This is a genomic window from Micromonospora sp. DT201 (assembly GCF_049841575.1).
In the GTDB taxonomy this organism is placed as follows: Bacteria; Actinomycetota; Actinomycetes; order Mycobacteriales; family Micromonosporaceae; genus Micromonospora.
Map to the genome: position 1 here is coordinate 1 of NZ_JBNCKP010000006.1, position 16,871 is coordinate 16,871.

The 16,871-nt window shown below is 70.3% G+C and carries 10 protein-coding genes; 1 reads left to right on the top strand and 9 read right to left on the bottom strand.

Going from position 1 to position 16,871, the window contains the following annotated elements:
• Positions 1-265: 265 nt before the first annotated feature.
• The 4 genes from ACLQ28_RS13425 to ACLQ28_RS13440 form a co-directional block, all read right to left on the bottom strand.
• The gene (locus ACLQ28_RS13425; protein WP_425686573.1) at positions 266-1,069 is read right to left on the bottom strand and encodes an SAM-dependent methyltransferase; all 804 of its coding nucleotides are present in this window, start codon (positions 1,067-1,069) and stop codon (positions 266-268) included.
• Between the two features lie 219 nt (positions 1,070-1,288).
• Positions 1,289-1,531, bottom strand: coding sequence for a hypothetical protein (locus tag ACLQ28_RS13430; RefSeq protein WP_425686574.1), 243 nt, complete (start codon positions 1,529-1,531; stop codon positions 1,289-1,291).
• Between the two features lie 29 nt (positions 1,532-1,560).
• Complete coding sequence (locus ACLQ28_RS13435) at positions 1,561-2,730, bottom strand: glycoside hydrolase family 3 N-terminal domain-containing protein (RefSeq protein WP_425686575.1); 1,170 nt, start codon at positions 2,728-2,730, stop codon at positions 1,561-1,563.
• Positions 2,731-2,942: 212 nt separating this feature from the next.
• Positions 2,943-6,281, bottom strand: coding sequence for a GH92 family glycosyl hydrolase (locus ACLQ28_RS13440; protein WP_425686576.1), 3,339 nt, complete (start codon positions 6,279-6,281; stop codon positions 2,943-2,945).
• 494 nt (positions 6,282-6,775) lie between these two features.
• Here ACLQ28_RS13440 and ACLQ28_RS13445 point away from each other — a divergent pair, with 494 nt between their 5' ends.
• Complete coding sequence (locus ACLQ28_RS13445) at positions 6,776-8,125, top strand: extracellular catalytic domain type 1 short-chain-length polyhydroxyalkanoate depolymerase (protein ID WP_425686577.1); 1,350 nt, start codon at positions 6,776-6,778, stop codon at positions 8,123-8,125.
• Between the two features lie 18 nt (positions 8,126-8,143).
• On the opposite strand, the gene ACLQ28_RS13450 is transcribed toward ACLQ28_RS13445, so the two are convergent.
• From ACLQ28_RS13450 to ACLQ28_RS13470, 5 genes are read right to left on the bottom strand one after another with little or no spacing between them, the layout of a single operon-like run.
• Positions 8,144-9,406 carry a hypothetical protein gene (locus ACLQ28_RS13450; RefSeq protein WP_425686578.1) on the bottom strand — a complete coding sequence of 421 codons (1,263 nt, stop codon included), beginning with the start codon at positions 9,404-9,406 and terminating at the stop codon, positions 8,144-8,146.
• Positions 9,403-10,476, bottom strand: a complete 1,074-nt coding sequence (locus tag ACLQ28_RS13455) for a thiopeptide-type bacteriocin biosynthesis protein (protein ID WP_425686579.1) — start codon at positions 10,474-10,476, stop codon at positions 9,403-9,405. Before ACLQ28_RS13455 ends, ACLQ28_RS13450 begins: the two co-directional genes overlap by 4 nt.
• Positions 10,469-13,249: a lantibiotic dehydratase gene (locus tag ACLQ28_RS13460; protein ID WP_425686580.1), complete on the bottom strand. Its 2,781-nt coding sequence runs from the start codon at positions 13,247-13,249 to the stop codon at positions 10,469-10,471. The genes ACLQ28_RS13455 and ACLQ28_RS13460 overlap by 8 nt, the downstream gene beginning before the upstream one ends.
• 38 nt (positions 13,250-13,287) lie before the next feature.
• Positions 13,288-14,892, bottom strand: a complete 1,605-nt coding sequence (locus tag ACLQ28_RS13465; RefSeq protein WP_425686581.1) for a SagB family peptide dehydrogenase — start codon at positions 14,890-14,892, stop codon at positions 13,288-13,290.
• Between the two features lie 10 nt (positions 14,893-14,902).
• On the bottom strand, positions 14,903-16,867 hold the full coding sequence (locus ACLQ28_RS13470; protein ID WP_425686582.1) for a TOMM precursor leader peptide-binding protein: 1,965 nt from the start codon (positions 16,865-16,867) through the stop codon (positions 14,903-14,905).
• Positions 16,868-16,871 lie beyond the last annotated feature (4 nt).

Here is a 16,871-nt window from a genome sequence, read left to right on the forward strand (position 1 = left end):
ACGAAAAACCCTCGACTGGCATAATCCGGCCGAAGTACTCCACAAACACCTGGTTGCAACCGCCGCTTGAAACCGCCTGCACGGGATACCTCGACATCGGCGAAGTTGTGTCGATCAAGCCACCCCGACCACCTGCGACCGCCACGCGACGACCCACGACCCGCCACGCGACCGCCCCACGAACGGCCGCCTCCGATCTTGAACCCGCCAGGGTGATGGAAACTGTCCAGGATCTCGTGGTGTGGCGGCGGAGGACCCCCGGGCGTCAGGGTTTGCGGCCGACGCCGCTGCAGCCGGTGCGAGCGACGCTCGGGTCATCGGTGGCCGGCGGCTCCGCGTGCGGCCACATGTTGACCAGCCCCGGCGGCTCAAGGACGAAGTCGCCGAAGAACCCGGAAATGTCCGCGTGGCTGCGCGGCACGAACGGGCTGTTCGCGCGGTCGTAGATCGCCGAGATGCGGGCCATCAGGTCCGGGTGCACGTCGGTGCTGGCATGTGACAGTGCCAGGTAACTGCCGGGGGCGAGGGCGTCCCGGTAGGTCGACACGATCCGCTGCGGATCCTGCTCATCTGGCACCAGGTGCAGCACGAACATCATCAGCACCGCGACCGGCTCACCGAGGTCGATCGCGGCGCCGATCTCCGGGTGGTCGAGGACCTGCTCGGGGTCGCGCAGGTCGGCCTGCACCACCGACACCACCCTCGTCGAGTCGGCGAGCAGGGCGCGCCCATGCGTGCAGACCACCGGGTCGTTGTCGACGTAGACGACGCGCACGTCCGGGTCGAGGCGATGCGCGATCTCGTGGACGTTGTCCTGTGTGGGCAGGCCGGAGCCGAGGTCCAGGATCTGCCGGATGCCCTTCTCCTGCACGAGGTAGCGGACCGCCCGCGCGATGAGGTCGCGGCCCTGCCGGGCGGCCTCGGGCATCCACGGCGCTACCTGCAACACCATCTCGGCGGCGGCCCGGTCGGCGGCGAAGTTGTCCTTGCCGCCAAGGTAGTAGTCGAACATCCTCGCTGCGTTCGGCTTGTTGGGCTGCAGGCCGATCTCGGACTCCGACTGCGTCATGACTGACTGCCTCCCCCGTCGATGCCGGCAGCATAACGTCCACGATGGCCGATCAACTGCCCCTTTGGGTCGGGTGGCCAGGTCCGCCGGCAGCAGACACCAGCCAATACCAGCGTGAGGGCCTGTCCCGCCTCGCGGCAGAACAGGCCCTCAGATCGCCGGTTGGCGCTCACGCGACGCCGACCAGTGGCCATCCGAGCAACACACCCCTACCCAAGGTCAGGCCGTCGCCACACCGAAGAGGTGAGGGACGGCGTCGCCCTGGGCGGCGGCCGGCAGCGTCAGGCTCGCGAGCTGCTTGCCCGGCTGCAGGTCGATGGGGGCGGTGGCGAAGACGTACGTAGCCACCGGATCGATGCCGCTGCCCATCTTGTCGCGGTAGGTCGTGTGCACCGCCGTCACATTGCCGAACGACGGCTGATCGCCCCCACCACCGAGAGTCCAGTCGCTGAAGCCGATCACCGCCTGCTGGGTGCTGCCGTCGGTGTAGGTCAGCGTTTCGGGCGGAGGGTGTCGACCCGGGCGACGGACTGGTCGATGCGCGCCTGGCTCAGCTTCCCGCTCTGGACCAGCCCGACCACCACGTTCAGCGTCTTTTCGAAGATGTCCGGTTCGTACACCTGCTGGTTGGCAAAGACGAGCAGGTCGACGCCGGCCTGCAGCGCCAGGTGAACGGCCTCGGCGGAGCCGTACTGGCGCGTGATGGCCACCGCCTGCATGTCGTCGCTGACCACCGGGCCCTGCCAGCCGAGCTCACCGCGGAGCAGATCCGTGATGACCTTCGGCGACAGCGAGGCGGGTCGGTTCGGATCCAGTTGTTTGTTGAGCACGTGCGCCGCCAACACCGAATCCGCCAGGCCGGCCCGGATCAGCCGTCGGTACGGTTCCAGCTCGATGGGCCGCCAGGTGGCGCTGACGTCGACGACCTCGAAGTCGGTGTTTCCCGCAGCGCTTCCGATGCCCGGGAAGTGCTTGAGCGAGGTCTTGACGGCGGCGGCCCGGTGGGCGTGGATCTCCTCGGTGGCGTTGCTGACGACCACGTCGGGATCCGCGGAGAAACTACGGTCGAGTGCTCCGATCGCCCGGCTCGCCGGGTCGATGTTCAGGTCGACGACGGGCGCGTAGTTGAGGTTGACCCCGACCCGGGTGAGGCTCTCCACCAGTCCCCGTGCCCACTCGCGCGTCGCCGCCGGAGAGTTCTCGGCGCCGATCTCGGCCTCCGACCTGGTGGCGGGGAACCCGTTGCTCTGGTTGAGCCGCGCGGTCCGTCCGCCTTCCTGGTCGATCGACACGATCAGCCGGCCCGGCGCGGCCTTCTTGAGCTCCCGCACCAGCGTGGTGACCTGCTGCGGTGAACGGACGTTGCGAGCGGCCCCGGTCTCCAGGTCACGGTCGAAGAGGATCACCCCGCCGAGACCGTCTCTGATCGCCTTGACGATCCAGTCGCCGCTCTTCACCCGGTCGCCACGGAAGCCCACCACGAGCAGGCTCGCGATCTTCCGCCGGAGCGCTGCCTGGTCCGGCGTACCGCTCGTCGCGGCGCGCGTCGGCTGCGGCGTGGGCACGCTGGATCGAACGGTCTGGCAGGCGGTGAGCGCGGCCACGGCGGCCGAACCGGCCCCGGTGAGCAGCAACCGACGAGGCAGACGTGAAGCGTTCACGTCCGCACGCTACCGGCCACCGATCCCCCGGCGAGACGCGAACGCGAGCACCTCACCCGTTCGATGCTCGTGGCCGATCGGAGCCGCCGTCGCTGGCCCCCTTCAGGCAGTGCGGGCCTGCTCCGCCTCGCGGCAGAGCAGGCCCGCACGTCATCCGTCGCCGCTTGCGCGACGCCGGCCAGTGGCTATCCGAGCGACAGCCCGGCCCAAGGTCAGGCCGTCGCTACGCCGAAGAGGTGAAGGACGGCGTCGCCCTGGGCGGCGGCCGGCAGCGTCAGGCTCGCGAGCTGCTTGCCCGGCTGCAGGTCGATGGGGGCGGTGGCGAAGACGTACGTGGCCACCGGATCGATGCCGCTGCCCATCTTGTCGCGGTAGGTCGTGTGCACCGCCGTCACGTTGCCGAACGACGGCTGATCGCCCCCACCACCGAGAGTCCAGTCGCTGAAGCCGATCACCGCCTGCTGGGTGCTGCCGTCGGTGTAGGTCAGCGTCACCGTGCCGCTCGCGGCACCGAAGACGGCGCTGCCCAGCAGGCTCAGCTTGGTGTCACCCTCGGCCGCCTGGACGCTGAGCACCTGACCGCCACCGCCGACCAGGATGTTGTCCGGGTCGCCGGGCGCCACGTTCGGCCAGGTGAAGTCGAACCCGTTGGCCGACACGGTGGACCCCGGCGTCACCCCGGCGGCTTCGAGCGCCTTGGCGGAGTAGCTCCAGCCACCGGTGTCGAAGTTGGCCTGCGGGTTGGTGTCGTCGGCTGAGATGCCGTTGCTGTTCAGGTTCCACTGCACGCTGTCGCGGACGGCGACCGTCACCGGCAGCGTGACCGTGGGCAGCACCGCGCCGGAGGTGGTGGTGGCGGTCACCGTCACCGTGTACGCACCGGCCTTGAGGTCGGCCGCCGCCGAAACGGTGAGCGCCTTGCTACCCGTTCCGTCACCGGTCAGCTTGTAGTCCCCCTGATCGGGGGTGACGGCCAGCCCGGCGGGCGCGCTGACCTTCCAGCGCACGGCGGTGGGCTTGTCGGTGAGCGCCTGGACCTTGTACGTCGCAGCCGCGGTGCCACCCGGCTCCACCTTCAGCGTCTGCGGGCTCGCACCGGTCAGGTACGGCTGCCGACCGTCGCCGTACGAGGGCGGGGCGTCGGAGGGAGCGCTGCCCCACGACGTGTTCGGCTTGCCACCGAGCACGAAGTCGACGGTCCCGCCCTTGTTGACGAGGGAGTCGGGGACCCAGCTCCGGTTCGACTTCTTGCCGTTCACCTTGACCGACTGGATGTACTTGTTGTGGGCCGAAGCGTCCGGGGCGTTGACCGTGATCTTGCGGCCGTGCCCGGCCTCGATCACCGCGCGCGGGAAGAGCGGTGCGGAGAGCACCAGGTCGGCCCGGCTCGGGTTCTGCGGGTACATGCCGAGCGCGGAGAAGACGTACCACGACGACATGGTGCCGGCGTCGTCGTTGCCCGGGATGCCGCCGGGGGTGTTGCTCCAGAGCTGGTCTACTACCGCCCGGACCGTCTCCTGGGTCTTGTAGGGCACGCCGAAGTAGTTGTAGAGGTACGGCGCGTTCATGTCAGGTTCGTTGGTGGGGTCGTACCGGTTGAGGTCGCGGGCCGAGAAGTCGAAAGCGCCGTCCGGAGTGCCGTCCGGAACGCGGAAGAAGGCATCGAGCCGCTGCTCGGCGGCCTTGTTACCACCCATGGCGCGGGCCAGACCAGCGACGTCCGAGTAGACCATCCAGGTGTAGCGGGCGCTGCTGCCCTCGACGAACCCGCTCTCGGTGGCGGGGGTGAAGGTGCGGTCCGCCCAGGTGCCGTCGGCCTTGCGGGAGCGCATGTAGCCACCCTGCGGGGTCGCGGTCACGTCGAAGACGTTGCTCCAGTTGCCCGACCGCTTGAGGAAGGTCCGCTCGTTCGCCCGGTCGCCAACCTGGCCGGCGAGCTCGGCGAGCGCGGAGTCGGCGACCGCGTCCTCCATCGTCTCGGCCGCACCGCCCCAGCAGGAGCAGCCGTCGGCCGGTACGTAGCCCAGCTTCAGGTACTTGTCGAGCGCGGGACGCTGTCCGACGCAGGCCACGTTGCAGCCGGCGCTGTCGGAGTCGTTCGCGTTCGGCACGGTCGCCGCGGTGATCAGCGAACGAAGAGCGCCCTTGACGTCGAAGTCCCGCCCACCGAAGGCGTGGATGCCGGCGACCGCCGGGGCCGCCGGGTCACCGGACATGACGCTCGTCTTGCCGTGCTGCAGCAGCCAGCGGTCCCATTCGCCGCCACGCTGGGTGGCGTAGTTGAACAGCGACTGCGCATAGTCGCTGCCCGCCTTCGGGTTGATCAGCGTCATCAGCTGCACCTGGGCGCGGTACTGGTCCCAGCCGGAGAAGGTGCCGTACTGCGCCTGCTGGCCCTTGGCCAGCCGCTGGGGCTTGCCGTCGGCGCCGAGGTAGCGGCCGTCCACGTCGCTGGTGAGCGTGGGCTCCAGCATGGAGTGGTAGAGCGCCGTGTAGAAGGTGCTGAGCTGGTCGGCGGTTCCACCACCGACCTTGATCTTGCCCAGTTCGCGTTGCCAGTCCGCCGTGGCCTCCGACCGGACCGCGTCGAAGGTCTTCTTCTGCGGGTTCTCCGCCCGCAGGTTGGCCTCGGCGTTGTCCAGGCTGATGTAGGAGATGGCGACCTTGACGCCGACCTTCGTGGTGCCGTTGGCGAAGGTGACGTAGGCGCCGGATCCCTTGCCCGGGACCGGACCGCCGGTGTCGACGCCGGTGCCGCCCGAGGCCGTCGAGGCGCCCGGCGTCAGGGTGCCGTCCTGCCACGTGCCGATCCGGGCGAACGGCTGATCGAAGTGCGCGGTGAAGTGCACCGTGTAGAGGGCCTGGCGGTTGTTCTCGCTCTGCGGGCCGCAGAAGTTGCCCGCGGTGACCGAGCCGGTGACGGTCCGCGCCGCAGCGTCCACCTGCACGGTGGCATCGGTGCTGCCGGTCTCCGAGTTGGAGGTGCGGAACAGCATGCTGGCGGGTTGGTTGGCGGGGAACCCGAACCGGCCCGAGCCCGTGCGGGCGGTGGTGGTCAGCTCAGCCGACGCACCGCTGTCGAGGCCGACCCGGTAGTAACCGGCACGCGCTGTCTCGTTCTCGTGGGAGAAGTCGCTCGCGTACGTCGCGTCGGAGGTGTCGACGCTCGGTGACGAGGTGACGTCACCGACGTACGGCATGATCGGGATGTCGCCGGCGCCTCCGTTGCAGCCGACCCCGTTGAGGTGGGTGAGGCTGAAGCCACGGACCCGGGTCGCACCGTACTCGTAGCCACCGGGCGCGGGGGTCGAGACCTGGTTGCCCGTGGTGGTCTGCGGGCTCCAGGCCAGCATGCCGAAGGGACGCACCGCTCCGGGGTAGGTGTTGCCGAGATTCGTGGAGCCGATCAGGGGGTTGACGTACGCAGCCGGGTCGGTGACCAGCCGCGGACCGGGGGCGGCCGAGGCGGGCGAGCCCGCGGTGACCGCCGCCAGCGCGGCAACGGCTGTCGTTACGACAGCGGCGAGAGTTCGGCGTCTCGCGGTCTGCACCGCACGAGCCGTTGGGTTTGGCACAGTACTTGCCTTTCGATTAACGACCGTGTGCGTGAAGCCCGACGGGAACACCGTCACGCTCTTCTCCATGCCGGGGGCCGTCGCACTCAGCCGTGACAACGTTGTCTCAATCCAGGAAGGATGTTCGTCCCTCATCGGAGACCTGTCAAGATCCGCCGGCGCATCCCGCGAACTGCGTTCGGAGAACGGGGAGGATGCACTCTGCGCAGTGTGGCCACGATCCGGCACCGCCGGCTCGGCCACACCGCTCGCCGTCCCCCGGGATTCCGTGCTGGATCGCGGCTACCCATTGGACGGACCTCAGCCCCGCGCGCGACTTGTCATCGACGCACAGGAATGTCATGTGCGGACCGAGGATCCCAAGGAGGGCTCTACCAGCCGGTCAGATGACGTCATACGTTACGTCTTGACGAACAGCATGTTATCGCTCACAGTCGATGGCCGGGCCCCGAAGCAGAGAGGAAGCGCCGATGAAACCAAGACTCGCACTGCTGGCCGCCGCGCTGGCGACGGCCCTGGCGACGATGACGGCCGTGGTCACGGTCGCCACCCCGGCGTCGGCCGCGACACTCACCCAGGTGACCAGCTTCGGCACCAACCCGACGAACCTGCAGATGCACCTGTACGTGCCGGACCGGGTCGCTGCCCAGCCGGCGCTCCTGCTCGCCCTGCATTACTGCGGCGGCAGTGGCCCCGCGGTGCACGGCAGTTTCGGGCTCAGCTCACTCGCCGACCGCTACGGCTTCATCGTGATCTACCCGTCGGTGACCCGGAGCAGTAAGTGTTGGGACGTCTCCTCCCCGCAGGCGCTCCGGCGTGACGGCGGCAGCGACCCCATCGGCCTCAAGTCCATGGTCGACTACGTCCGCAGCCGCTACCCGGTCGACTCCAACCGGATCGCCGTGGGTGGGTTCTCCTCCGGTGCCATGATGACCAACGTCATGCTCGGCCTCTACCCGGACCTGTTCAATGCCGGATTCAGCTCCTCCGGGGTCCCGTTCGGCTGCTTCGCCACCACCAACGGCTCGGAGTGGAACAGCGAGTGCTCCGGCGGACGGATCGTCAAGACCCCGCAACAGTGGGGTGACCTGGTGCGCAACGCCTATCCCGGTTACACCGGCAAGCGTCCCCGGGTGCAGATCTGGCACGGCACCACCGACACCACGTTGAGCTACGTCAACTTTGGCGAACAGATCAAGCAGTGGACCAATGTGCAGGGCGTGTCGCAGACCCCCAGCTACACCGACTCCCCGCAGACCAGCGCCACCCGCACTCGCTACGGCGGCACCGGCGGCACCGCGCCGGTCGAGGCGATCAGCTTCCAGGGGTACGGCCACTCCATCCCGTTCGACGCCGCTCAGGCCGTCCGGTTCATCGGCTTCGACACCACGAGCCCCACCACGTCACCCCCGACCACTCCGCCACCGAGCGGCACGGCCGGGCCGCTGCGCAACGTCAACGCCGGTCGGTGCCTCGACGTCCCGTCAAGATCGCAGACGAACGGCACCCAGGTGACGTTGTGGGACTGCAACGGCGGCACCAACCAGCAGTGGACGCCGACCGCCACCAAGCAACTCCAGGTGTACGGCACGAAGTGCCTGGACGCCGAGCGTTCCGGGACCACGCCGGGCACCCGGGCGATCATCTGGGACTGCAACGGCGGCAGCAACCAGCAGTGGAACCTCAACACCGACGGCACGGTCACCGGAGTGCAATCCGGCCTGTGCCTCGCACCGAACGCCGCCGGCACCGCCAACAGCACCCCGGTGGTCCTCTCGACCTGCAACGCCGGCAACAGCCAGCGGTGGACCCGAAGCTGAGGCGGCGCGCAGCTCGGCTCAGGGTTGCGGGCCGTTCGCGGCCTGCAACCCTGAGTTGTCGTCGAGGGCTTCGGCGCGCCTGCGACGGGCCACGTACGCGGCGAACGCCAGCAGCACCAAAGCCTCGGCGACCAGCACAGCGACCGCCCAGCCGCCCCCGACCCAACGGGCCAGCGAGGCGTACCAGAACTGGATCAGCAGGGTCAGCAGGGTCACCGCGAAGACCGCCGACGCGATGCCGTACCCGATGTAGATCCACCGTTCCCGTCGTCGGTAGGAGGTGGTCGCGCGCGGGCCGCCGCGCAGCAGACGGCCCCAGAACCGGTACGTGTCGGCCCGCAGGTCGGCAAGGTTGAGGGCGTGGCTGAGCATGTGGTAGCCGTCCAGCCGCAGGAACGGCACCAGATTGAGCGCAGCGGTCGCGGTGCCGAACAGCAGCATGGTCCCGGCCAGGTCGTGCAGCGCCCCGGGCTCGGCCCAGATCCGGATCGCGGTGAACGGCACCAGGGTCAGCATGCTGACGAAAACGCCGGCGAACGCGGTGGCCACCCGCCGCCGGGGCGTGAACAGCACGATGTCGTCGACCTTGCAGTACGGCGCCAGCAGCGGGAAGCGCCACATCACCCCGATCTCGGTGACCCGCCCTCCGAAGTGCCGGCACGTCAGCCCGTGCGCGCACTCGTGCAGGAAGACGATCAGCCAGGTGATCACCACCGCCGCCACGATCGCGGCGAGCGGGCGGTGTCCGCCGCTTACCCCGCCCAGCAGATCCGGCAGGTGCACCGCGACGTAGCCGGTCACGGCGAGCACGGCCAGCAGGGCGGGCAGCACGAACCACCAGCTGAACAGGGGCCCGAGCAGGGGCAGCAGCCGGGTGAAGAGCGCGTCCGGGTCGAAGAGCGGCCACCGCGCTGACAGCGGCCCGCGTCGCGCCTTCGTCGCACCCTCGGCGGCGGAGGCGGTCAGGCCGGCGATCGTCTCCGGGTCGGTGGCACCGTCGAGCAGTTGACGGCGGTGCAGCATGCCGAAGAGCTGCTGCCAGTTCTCGGGCCCGAGCCGACGCTGGTACGTCGAGGCGTACTCGGCGGCGAGATCGTCGAGCGTGCGGGTGCCGTCCATCCGGGAGAGCAGGAAGTGTTCCCGTGGACCGACCCGATAGAACCAGCCGGTCTCGGCGTCCCGGACGTGGTGCACGAGCTTTTCGCCGCGCCACTGCCCGGGGCCGAGCGCCACCCCGGCGCGCAGCCGGGGACGTGTCCAGGTCGCGTCGATGGTGGTCATCGCGCGCCGACCGGCGCCTCAGGAAGCAGCGCGCCGGCCGGCGCCTCAGCGAGCAGCGCGGCGCGCAGCAGGTACGACAGGTAGATCTCGTCCAGGATGCTCACCCCGAGCCGGTTGTTTGTCATGTGCACGTACGAGCTGAGCAGGATGGGCATCGCCGCGTCGAGGTCGGTGATCGGTGTCGGGGCTTCGCTGCCGCGTTGGAACAGCAGTTCGCCGCCCTCGGCCAGCGCCACCACCCGTTCCCGCAGCTCGGCGCAGTGCGCCAGCCAGCGGCCTTCGACACCGCCGAGGCGTTCCGCCGAACGGTCCCGGGCCGCCACGCGGATGTCGGCGAGCCGGCCGCGCAGGGCAGCGTCCATCCGCTGGTAGCTGCTGTCGAAGCTCGCGTGGTAGTCGTCGCTGGGCTCCGAGTAGGAAACCTCCCAGAACTTCCGGTACTCGTCGAGGAAGCCGGCGATCCGTTGGTCGTCGTCGAGGAAGACGGCACACATCATCATGGTGAGCTGCGCGGAGAGCCCGAGCAGCACCGGGCGGACGTGTACGTTCGTGGTGGCCAGCAGGTCGATCACCACGTCGCTGGAATGCTCGAAGTGCCACTCGGCCAGCTCGATCCCGGCAGGGCCGCCGTACCTGCCGTACTCCCGCTCGTACGGGATGTGATGGTGGCTGTTGTTCGCCCGCATGGGCATGACGCCGTCCGCGCCGTACTCCTCGTCCCACCGCTGCTGGCCGTACTCGGCGAGGAACATCTGCTTGTACAGGTCACCGAGGCCGGCGCTGTCCACCTCGTACAGGGCGGGCCGGCGGCGCAGGAACGCCCCGATGGCCGCGTCCACCCGGGCGCGGACCACCGCCGGGTCGACGCCGGGCGCGGGCAGCACCCGCAGGCGTACGTGCGGCCCCTCCATCCAGTACTTGATGAAGAAGTACCGGCTGATCAGGCCTTCGGCCCGCAGCTCGTCGACAATCGGCCGGACGCCCTCGACAAGCATCGGGTTGGCGTTGCTGGCGTAGAAGACGTGCACGCTGAGCCAGCCGTGGGCGACCGGCGAGGGGTAGTCAGTCATGGTTCACTCCGTCTCGGACGCCGTTCAGTTCCACGGTCAGCTCGGTAACGTAGGTGCCGGCGTCGCTGCGCAGCACCTGCTCGTCGCGGCCCGGCAGCATCTCGGTCAGCACCAGCCGACTGCCCGCGCCGCGCGCCGTCGCGTCCAGCAGTTGCAGCGAGAAGTGGCTGTCGAAATCCACGTAGAGGGGCTTGTGGTCCGGCCGGGCCGCGGGCTGCGCGCCAGGTCTCGCGCCGTCGTCCCCGGCCGCCGGGGTGAGCCGCGCGCCCTCCGGGGTGGCGAAGACGCGACGCGGCAAGCCGTTGTCGCGCCGCCACCGCTGCCATGCCAGGAACCACTCGGCGTCACTCAGCCCGGGCGTACGGGTCGGCAGGTGCTCCGGGTGCAGCTTCCACATCCGCCGTTGCAGCACCAGGTCGCCGTGCACGATGCGCGGATAGCCCGCGATGCCCCGACCGGGCAGCGGCACGGTCGTGCCGGCCCACAGGTCGGGCTGAGCCATGCCCAGGTAGGCGAAGGTGAGCAGCACCTGCTGCACCTCCGGCAACGCCATCGGCAGCAGGAACCCGAGGTAGACCGGGACGACCTCGGCATCGAGCCGCCGCGAGCGCAGCAGCAGCCGATCGCTGACCGGGTCATGCTCGACGCTGAGATCGTCCATGTCGATCTGCTCGGCCGCCGGCCGGTGGCTGATCTCCCCCGGGCACACCAGCTCGTACGGGGTGACCACCGGGTGCAGGTTGAGGTTTGTCGCGTCGTACCCGCCCTTGAGTTCGGCGAGCACCGCGCCGGGCGGCTGGAGACGCAGGAGTTCGGAGCGCAGCGCCCCGGCGAGGTCCTGCTCGGCGAAGAGATGCGCGAAGCGGGAGAAGAGCAGCGTCATTCCGGAGTAGACCCGGTTGACCACCACCCGGTGTCGTCCGCCCTGGTCGGCGAGCTGAAGGAAGAACGACCGGGGGTCGAGCGTGCCCAGTGTCTCGGGCACCATGGCGGCCACGTCGGTCATGAAGTCGTCGTCGAGGACCAGCTCCTCGGCGTCGGCAGGCAGCCGGTCGTACGCCTCGTTCATCCGCCGTGCCACCTCCAGCCGGGCATCGTCCAGCGCGGTGATCTCGTCCTGCCGGAACCAGTTCTCCTGCCGGACGTAGTGGTTGTCCTCGTCGAAAGCGCGGCGGCGCATCATCCGGCCGCTGTAGTGCTCGAAGAAGTCCTGCTGGAACTCGTGGGCAAAGGTGAGCAGGTCGTCGCAGCGGCCGCCGTCGCCGTACCGGGCTCGGAAGAAGCCCTTGGTGGCCAACCGGCGGGGCAGGTTGATGTCGAACACCGGCATGATCCGGGCGAGTGCCCGTAGGCCGGGCAGGACCTCCCGCTCCCAGCGCTCGCGGTCGGCGGTGACCGGGGCGTCGGTGTGCCGAGTGGCGTCCTCGTAGACCAGGGTGCGGGGGGCCGGGATGTCCGGACGTCCGAGGTCGGCGTGGGCGGCGACCAGTTCGTCGCGGATGCCGTCGAGCGCCCGGCGGCGCCCCGGTACGTCCTGTTGCGGGAACGCGGTGGCCAGCCGGTTGGCGACGGCCACCCGCTCGGCGAGCCGGTCGGACCAGTCCCGGGCGATCTGCCGCAACGCGGCCCGGTAACCCTCGACGGGGTCGTCGGCGTGGATGTCCAGTTGCAGGTTCGGCACCACCAGGAGGCCGACCCGCAGCAGGTGGTGCAGGTACTGGGCGATCTCGTCGGCGGGGCGTTCGTCGGTGGTCAGTTCGGTGATCAGGTCGGCCAACCGTCGTACCCGGCCGCCGGCGAGCGCGGCCAGGATGTCGTGCAGCACCCGGCCGGTGGGGAGCACGAACAGCGACTCGTGGATCGACTCCAGGGTGATCGCGGCGTCACCGTCCTCCGAGCTGGTCCGTCGTCGACGCAGGTACCGCAACCGGCCGTGGGCGATGCGCCAACCGCTGGTAAGGGCCACCGGCAGGTCGAGGCGCAGCGTCTCCTCGGCGAGCACGATTGCCGACAGCCGGCCCAGCGCGGCGAGGTTGAGGCGGGCGCTGCCTCTCGTCGCCGCCGCGGCGTCGTCGCTGCTCGGCGCGGCGTCCAGCAGCCGGCCGGTCCCGGTGTCGAAGGTGCCGACGTTCACGGTGGTCAGCCGGCTGAACGGGCTGGTCTTGGCAGCGGTGCGGTACGCGTACTCCAGCAGTGACCGCTCGATGCGGCGGGCCCGCTTGCCGAGTGGACCGGTCGCGGTGACGTAGCCGGCAAGGTAGCGATCCAGTGACGGAGAAGCGAGCAGGATCCCCCCGCGCAGGTCCGGGTCCTCGGCCAGAGCACGCAGCACCGCCCGCCGGCTCTCCAACTCGTCGTCGAGCACCGCCGGGCCGGCTGCCAACTCCTGGCGGTACGCCCCGAAGGTGTCCAGCCAGCCGGTCAACTCCCGGTGGGTGTCCACGCCCAACGCCTCGACCGGCCAGGACGCCGCGTCCAGCAGGCGGGGCGGGCGGAGGTTGAACACGTCCCGGCGGAGTCGGATGAGTCGCTGCCGCAACCCGTCGTCGGTCAGGTTCCGGGCCACCGCGGTCTGCAACGCGTCGGCCAGATCCCGTCCGGTGACGCGGAGCCGCTCCTCCAGGTCGAGCACCCGGCGGGCCCAGTCGGCGCTGCGCTCGAAGGCGAGCCGGTCGGCGACCTCGAACGGCAGTCCGGCGGTGCGCAGCATGAACACTCCGGGCATCCGCCAGGACATCGGGGTCACCGGTGGTGCGGGCAGGGACACCGTCACGGGTCTCTCCTTCGTCGGGTCGTCACGCGTCGGGGCCGTCACAGCCGGTACGCCACATCGGCGGTGGCCTGCGGGTGTCGCCCAAGGAGCAGGAAGAGCACCGTCCGTTCGTCGGTGCCGTCCAGCCCAAGGGCGGTGTTCATGGCGACGTTGTCGAAGCCGAGGACCGCGCCGCAGCCGAGGTCCAGTGCGGTGGCCGCGCAGTACGCCCGCTGGGCGACGCTGCCGACCTCGGCGTTCAGGATTCGGTAGCCACGCGGCCCGAGCACGTCGAGGACCGCGTCGGGTCTGCCGGAGATGGCCAGCACCGCGCCGACCTGACCCATCGTGTAGTTGGTGAGGAAGTACTGCTGTTGCAGGAACGCGGCCATTCCGCCGTCGGGCTCGGGACCGGCCGGCAGCAGGGCGTGTCGCCGTTCGCAGTAGGCGTAGCTGCCACCGGGCAGCCCTTCGACGTGGTTCGCGAAGACCCAGAGTCGGGTCAGTTCGGGCCCGCCGTCGGGCCGCTTGACGTCCGCCGGATAGCGGCGGCCGGCGGCGGCGACCGCGAGCGTGGTGCCGAGTTCGGCGGCGGTCAGGTCGGGCGGACGGCGGAACCGGCCGAAGCTGCTGGACCGCGTCGCCAACACCGTCGACAGTGGCCGGCTGAGCCGATCCAGCTGCGCGGCGGGCAGTGACACCGGCGCACCGGGCAGGTCCCGGGGTGCGGCGGCGTCCACCACGTCCGGAGCTGGGACGGCCGGGGCCGCCGCCGCCCGGTGCACCGCGGTGACGGCGGCGAAGTCGCGGACGCGACAGGACCGCTCGAACGCGGGATACCAGACCCGGACGTCCGTGTCCGCCGCCGTCTCCGTCGCGGCCACGGCGGTGCCGCCCCAGTCCACGGGCACCACCGCGAAGACGCTCTCCGCGTCGCCGTCGAGGCCGAGCAGCCGTTCCAGAGGCGCCGGGTCGAAACAGAGCAACCGCCGCAGGGGTACGCCCAGCGCGGGCGCCAGCAGGTCCCAGGAGCCGAGCAGCGCGCCGAGGTCCTGGGTGACCACGTGATAGCAGAAGCTGTTGTACTTGAACGAGTTCTTCCAGAACCGGATGCCGGCCAACAGGTAACTGTCGGTGGGGGTCGTGTCGACGCCGAGGGCGGCACGGACGGTGCCGGTGACGTCGCCAACCAGCAGCCGCTCCAGCACGTGCGTCCCGGTGTGGTAGTGGTAGACGCCCGGCAGCAGCGGCCCGTCCGGGCCCACCACCAGATACAGCTCCACCGGGTACATCCCGCCGCCGGAGGCGGTGCCCCGCCCCCAGACCGCGTGCTCGAAGTGCGCCCGTTTGGCGACGTCCTGATTCCAGTTGACCGCCAACCGCCGGTCCAGCACCCCGTACGACAGCCGCAGCAGGGCGGCCAGTCGGGCCAGCGACCAGCCGGTGACCGGCGGCAGGCCCTCGGAGGTGTGCAGGTCGCGAATGCTCGGCAGGTCGGGCAGCTCGGCGGGCAGCGGCAACCGGGGCGCGTCGGGGTAGCTCTTGTGCCGGGACGGCTGATCGGCCCAGTCCACCTCGTAGTTGAGCGGTTCCATCGGCGTCCGGGCACGACGGAACACCGCCTCGGTGTACTCCCGGACGACCTCGATGGCCTCCTGCTGCATGGCGCTGCTCCTACGGGAAGGGGTGCGGGTGGGGATTGCGACCGGTGGCGCCGAGACCGTCCGGCCCGTGCCGGCCACGGGCCAGGTGCCGGCCCAGGCGCTCGCTCCAGAGCACCCGCTGCCGCTGCCAGCCAAAGTCGATCGGGACGAGCGCGGGCGCCACCACGGCCATCGTGTGCACCCCGGCGACCTGCTGCTCGGGGCAGGTCTGGTCGACCGCGACGACGTCGCCGCCGAGGCCGGCGATCAGGCCGGCGAGGTACGTCATGTCGGCGCTCAGATCGTCGTGCTCTTCTCGGATGGCGAGCCAGTCGCCGTACAGCTCGGACATGGACCGCAGGGGCGGGTCGTCGAAGAGGAACGCCGCGTGGCGCGCCATCTCCGGCAGCCCGTAGAGCAGGGCGTGGTGACTCAGCTCGGTGACCCGGGTGTAGTCGCGGATCATCTCCCGCAACTCGGGCTCGCTGGCGGCGACCCGCTCGTCGAAGCCGGGGACGTAGGAGGCGGTCTCGCAGAGCGCCGCGCGGACCGCGTCGTCGGGGTCGAGGCTCGCTCCGGCGGCGAAGCAGAGCTGGCCGAGCCCGTCACCGCGCTTGACCGCCACCGCCGTGACGACCGGGATCGGCAGGTCGGCGCGGGTGTCGAAGAGTCGGACGTCGTAGCCGAGCAGGTCGACCCGGTCGAGCATGAAGTGCACCCGCTCGTCCCGACAGGTCGCCGGGTCGATTTCGGCCAGCCGGGCCTTGCCGTACCAGGCGAGCAGGAAAGCGTCCCGCTCGACCAGCTCAAGCATGCCGTGCAGCAACGCCTCCTCCGGGCTACTGCCGCTGGCACAGCCATTGGAGCACTCCTGGACGAACTTGCGCTGGTCGGCGCGACGGTCCAGGTAGTAGACGAGCTGTTCAGGGACGAGGCGGGGCTGCTCGTCGCGCAGCGACCACCCCCACACCCAGTGCATCGGCTCATCCGGGGAGTACGGGGCGTAGTAGTGCCCGTGCCCCTGGTAGAACGCCGGGTGGTAGCCCAGGCCGGCCGGGTCGAGTGCCTGCGGGGCGAGGTTGGCGTAGCTGTCGAAGACCTCGGTGCGCTTGGCCCGTGGGAACTGGCCGGCATACCGCTCCAGGCCCTCCAGCAGCGCGTACGTCTCACTTCCGCCGTAGCTGTTGGCGTGCCCGCTCCACCACATCTCGTGCAGGTCGTAGCGGCTGCGGACCCGGAAGTAGCCGGTGACGGGTGCGGTGGCGGTGGCGTTGTACGCCCGCAGCGCGTTGCCGCCCAGCGCGCCGGCGACCGGGTTGGCCAACGCCTCGACCGGCAGGTCCAGCTCGTCGGCGGCGCGCAGCCGGTACGTCGTCGGGCCTGGCTTCGGTCGGCGGGTCAGCGGAATCACGGCCCTCTCGGCGGTGTCCGCGCGGACGGTGGCGCAGGCCGGGCACTCGGAGTCGGCCAGCACCTCGACCCCCGTCGTCTCCAGGGTGTCCATTCGCAGCTGGTGCAGCCGGGCCACGCCAGGGCGCCCGGCGCGAGACCGGCAGGCTTGCCGGAACAGCTGCCAGAGCGCGTCGACGGCGAACGGAGTCAGGTGTGGCAGGGGCGCCACCACCCCGACCGCGGCGCCGTGCTCCAGGGCGTGCCGTTCGTCGCGGAGCCGGATGGCCTGCCAGCGACGCTGGACGCAGAGCGGGCATGGGCCGGGTAGGGCACCCGGTTCGGTGACCCCGTTCCAGCGAGGGCCGACCAGCGCAGCGGCGCCGTGCAGCCAGATCGGCACCACGTCGCTGGTGAGCCCGGCACCGGTGTCGGCGTACGCGTCGGCGAGGCCGAGGGCGGCGATCCGTACCGTGATTCCGGCCAGCGGCAGGTCGCTGTCGGCCGGTTGGTCGGACCGGTCCTGGAGTCGCTCGTGGAACGCCTCGCCGAGTTGCTTGAGGCTGCTGTCCCACCCGGTGGAGGTGGTCCGGACGTCGACGATCATGCGG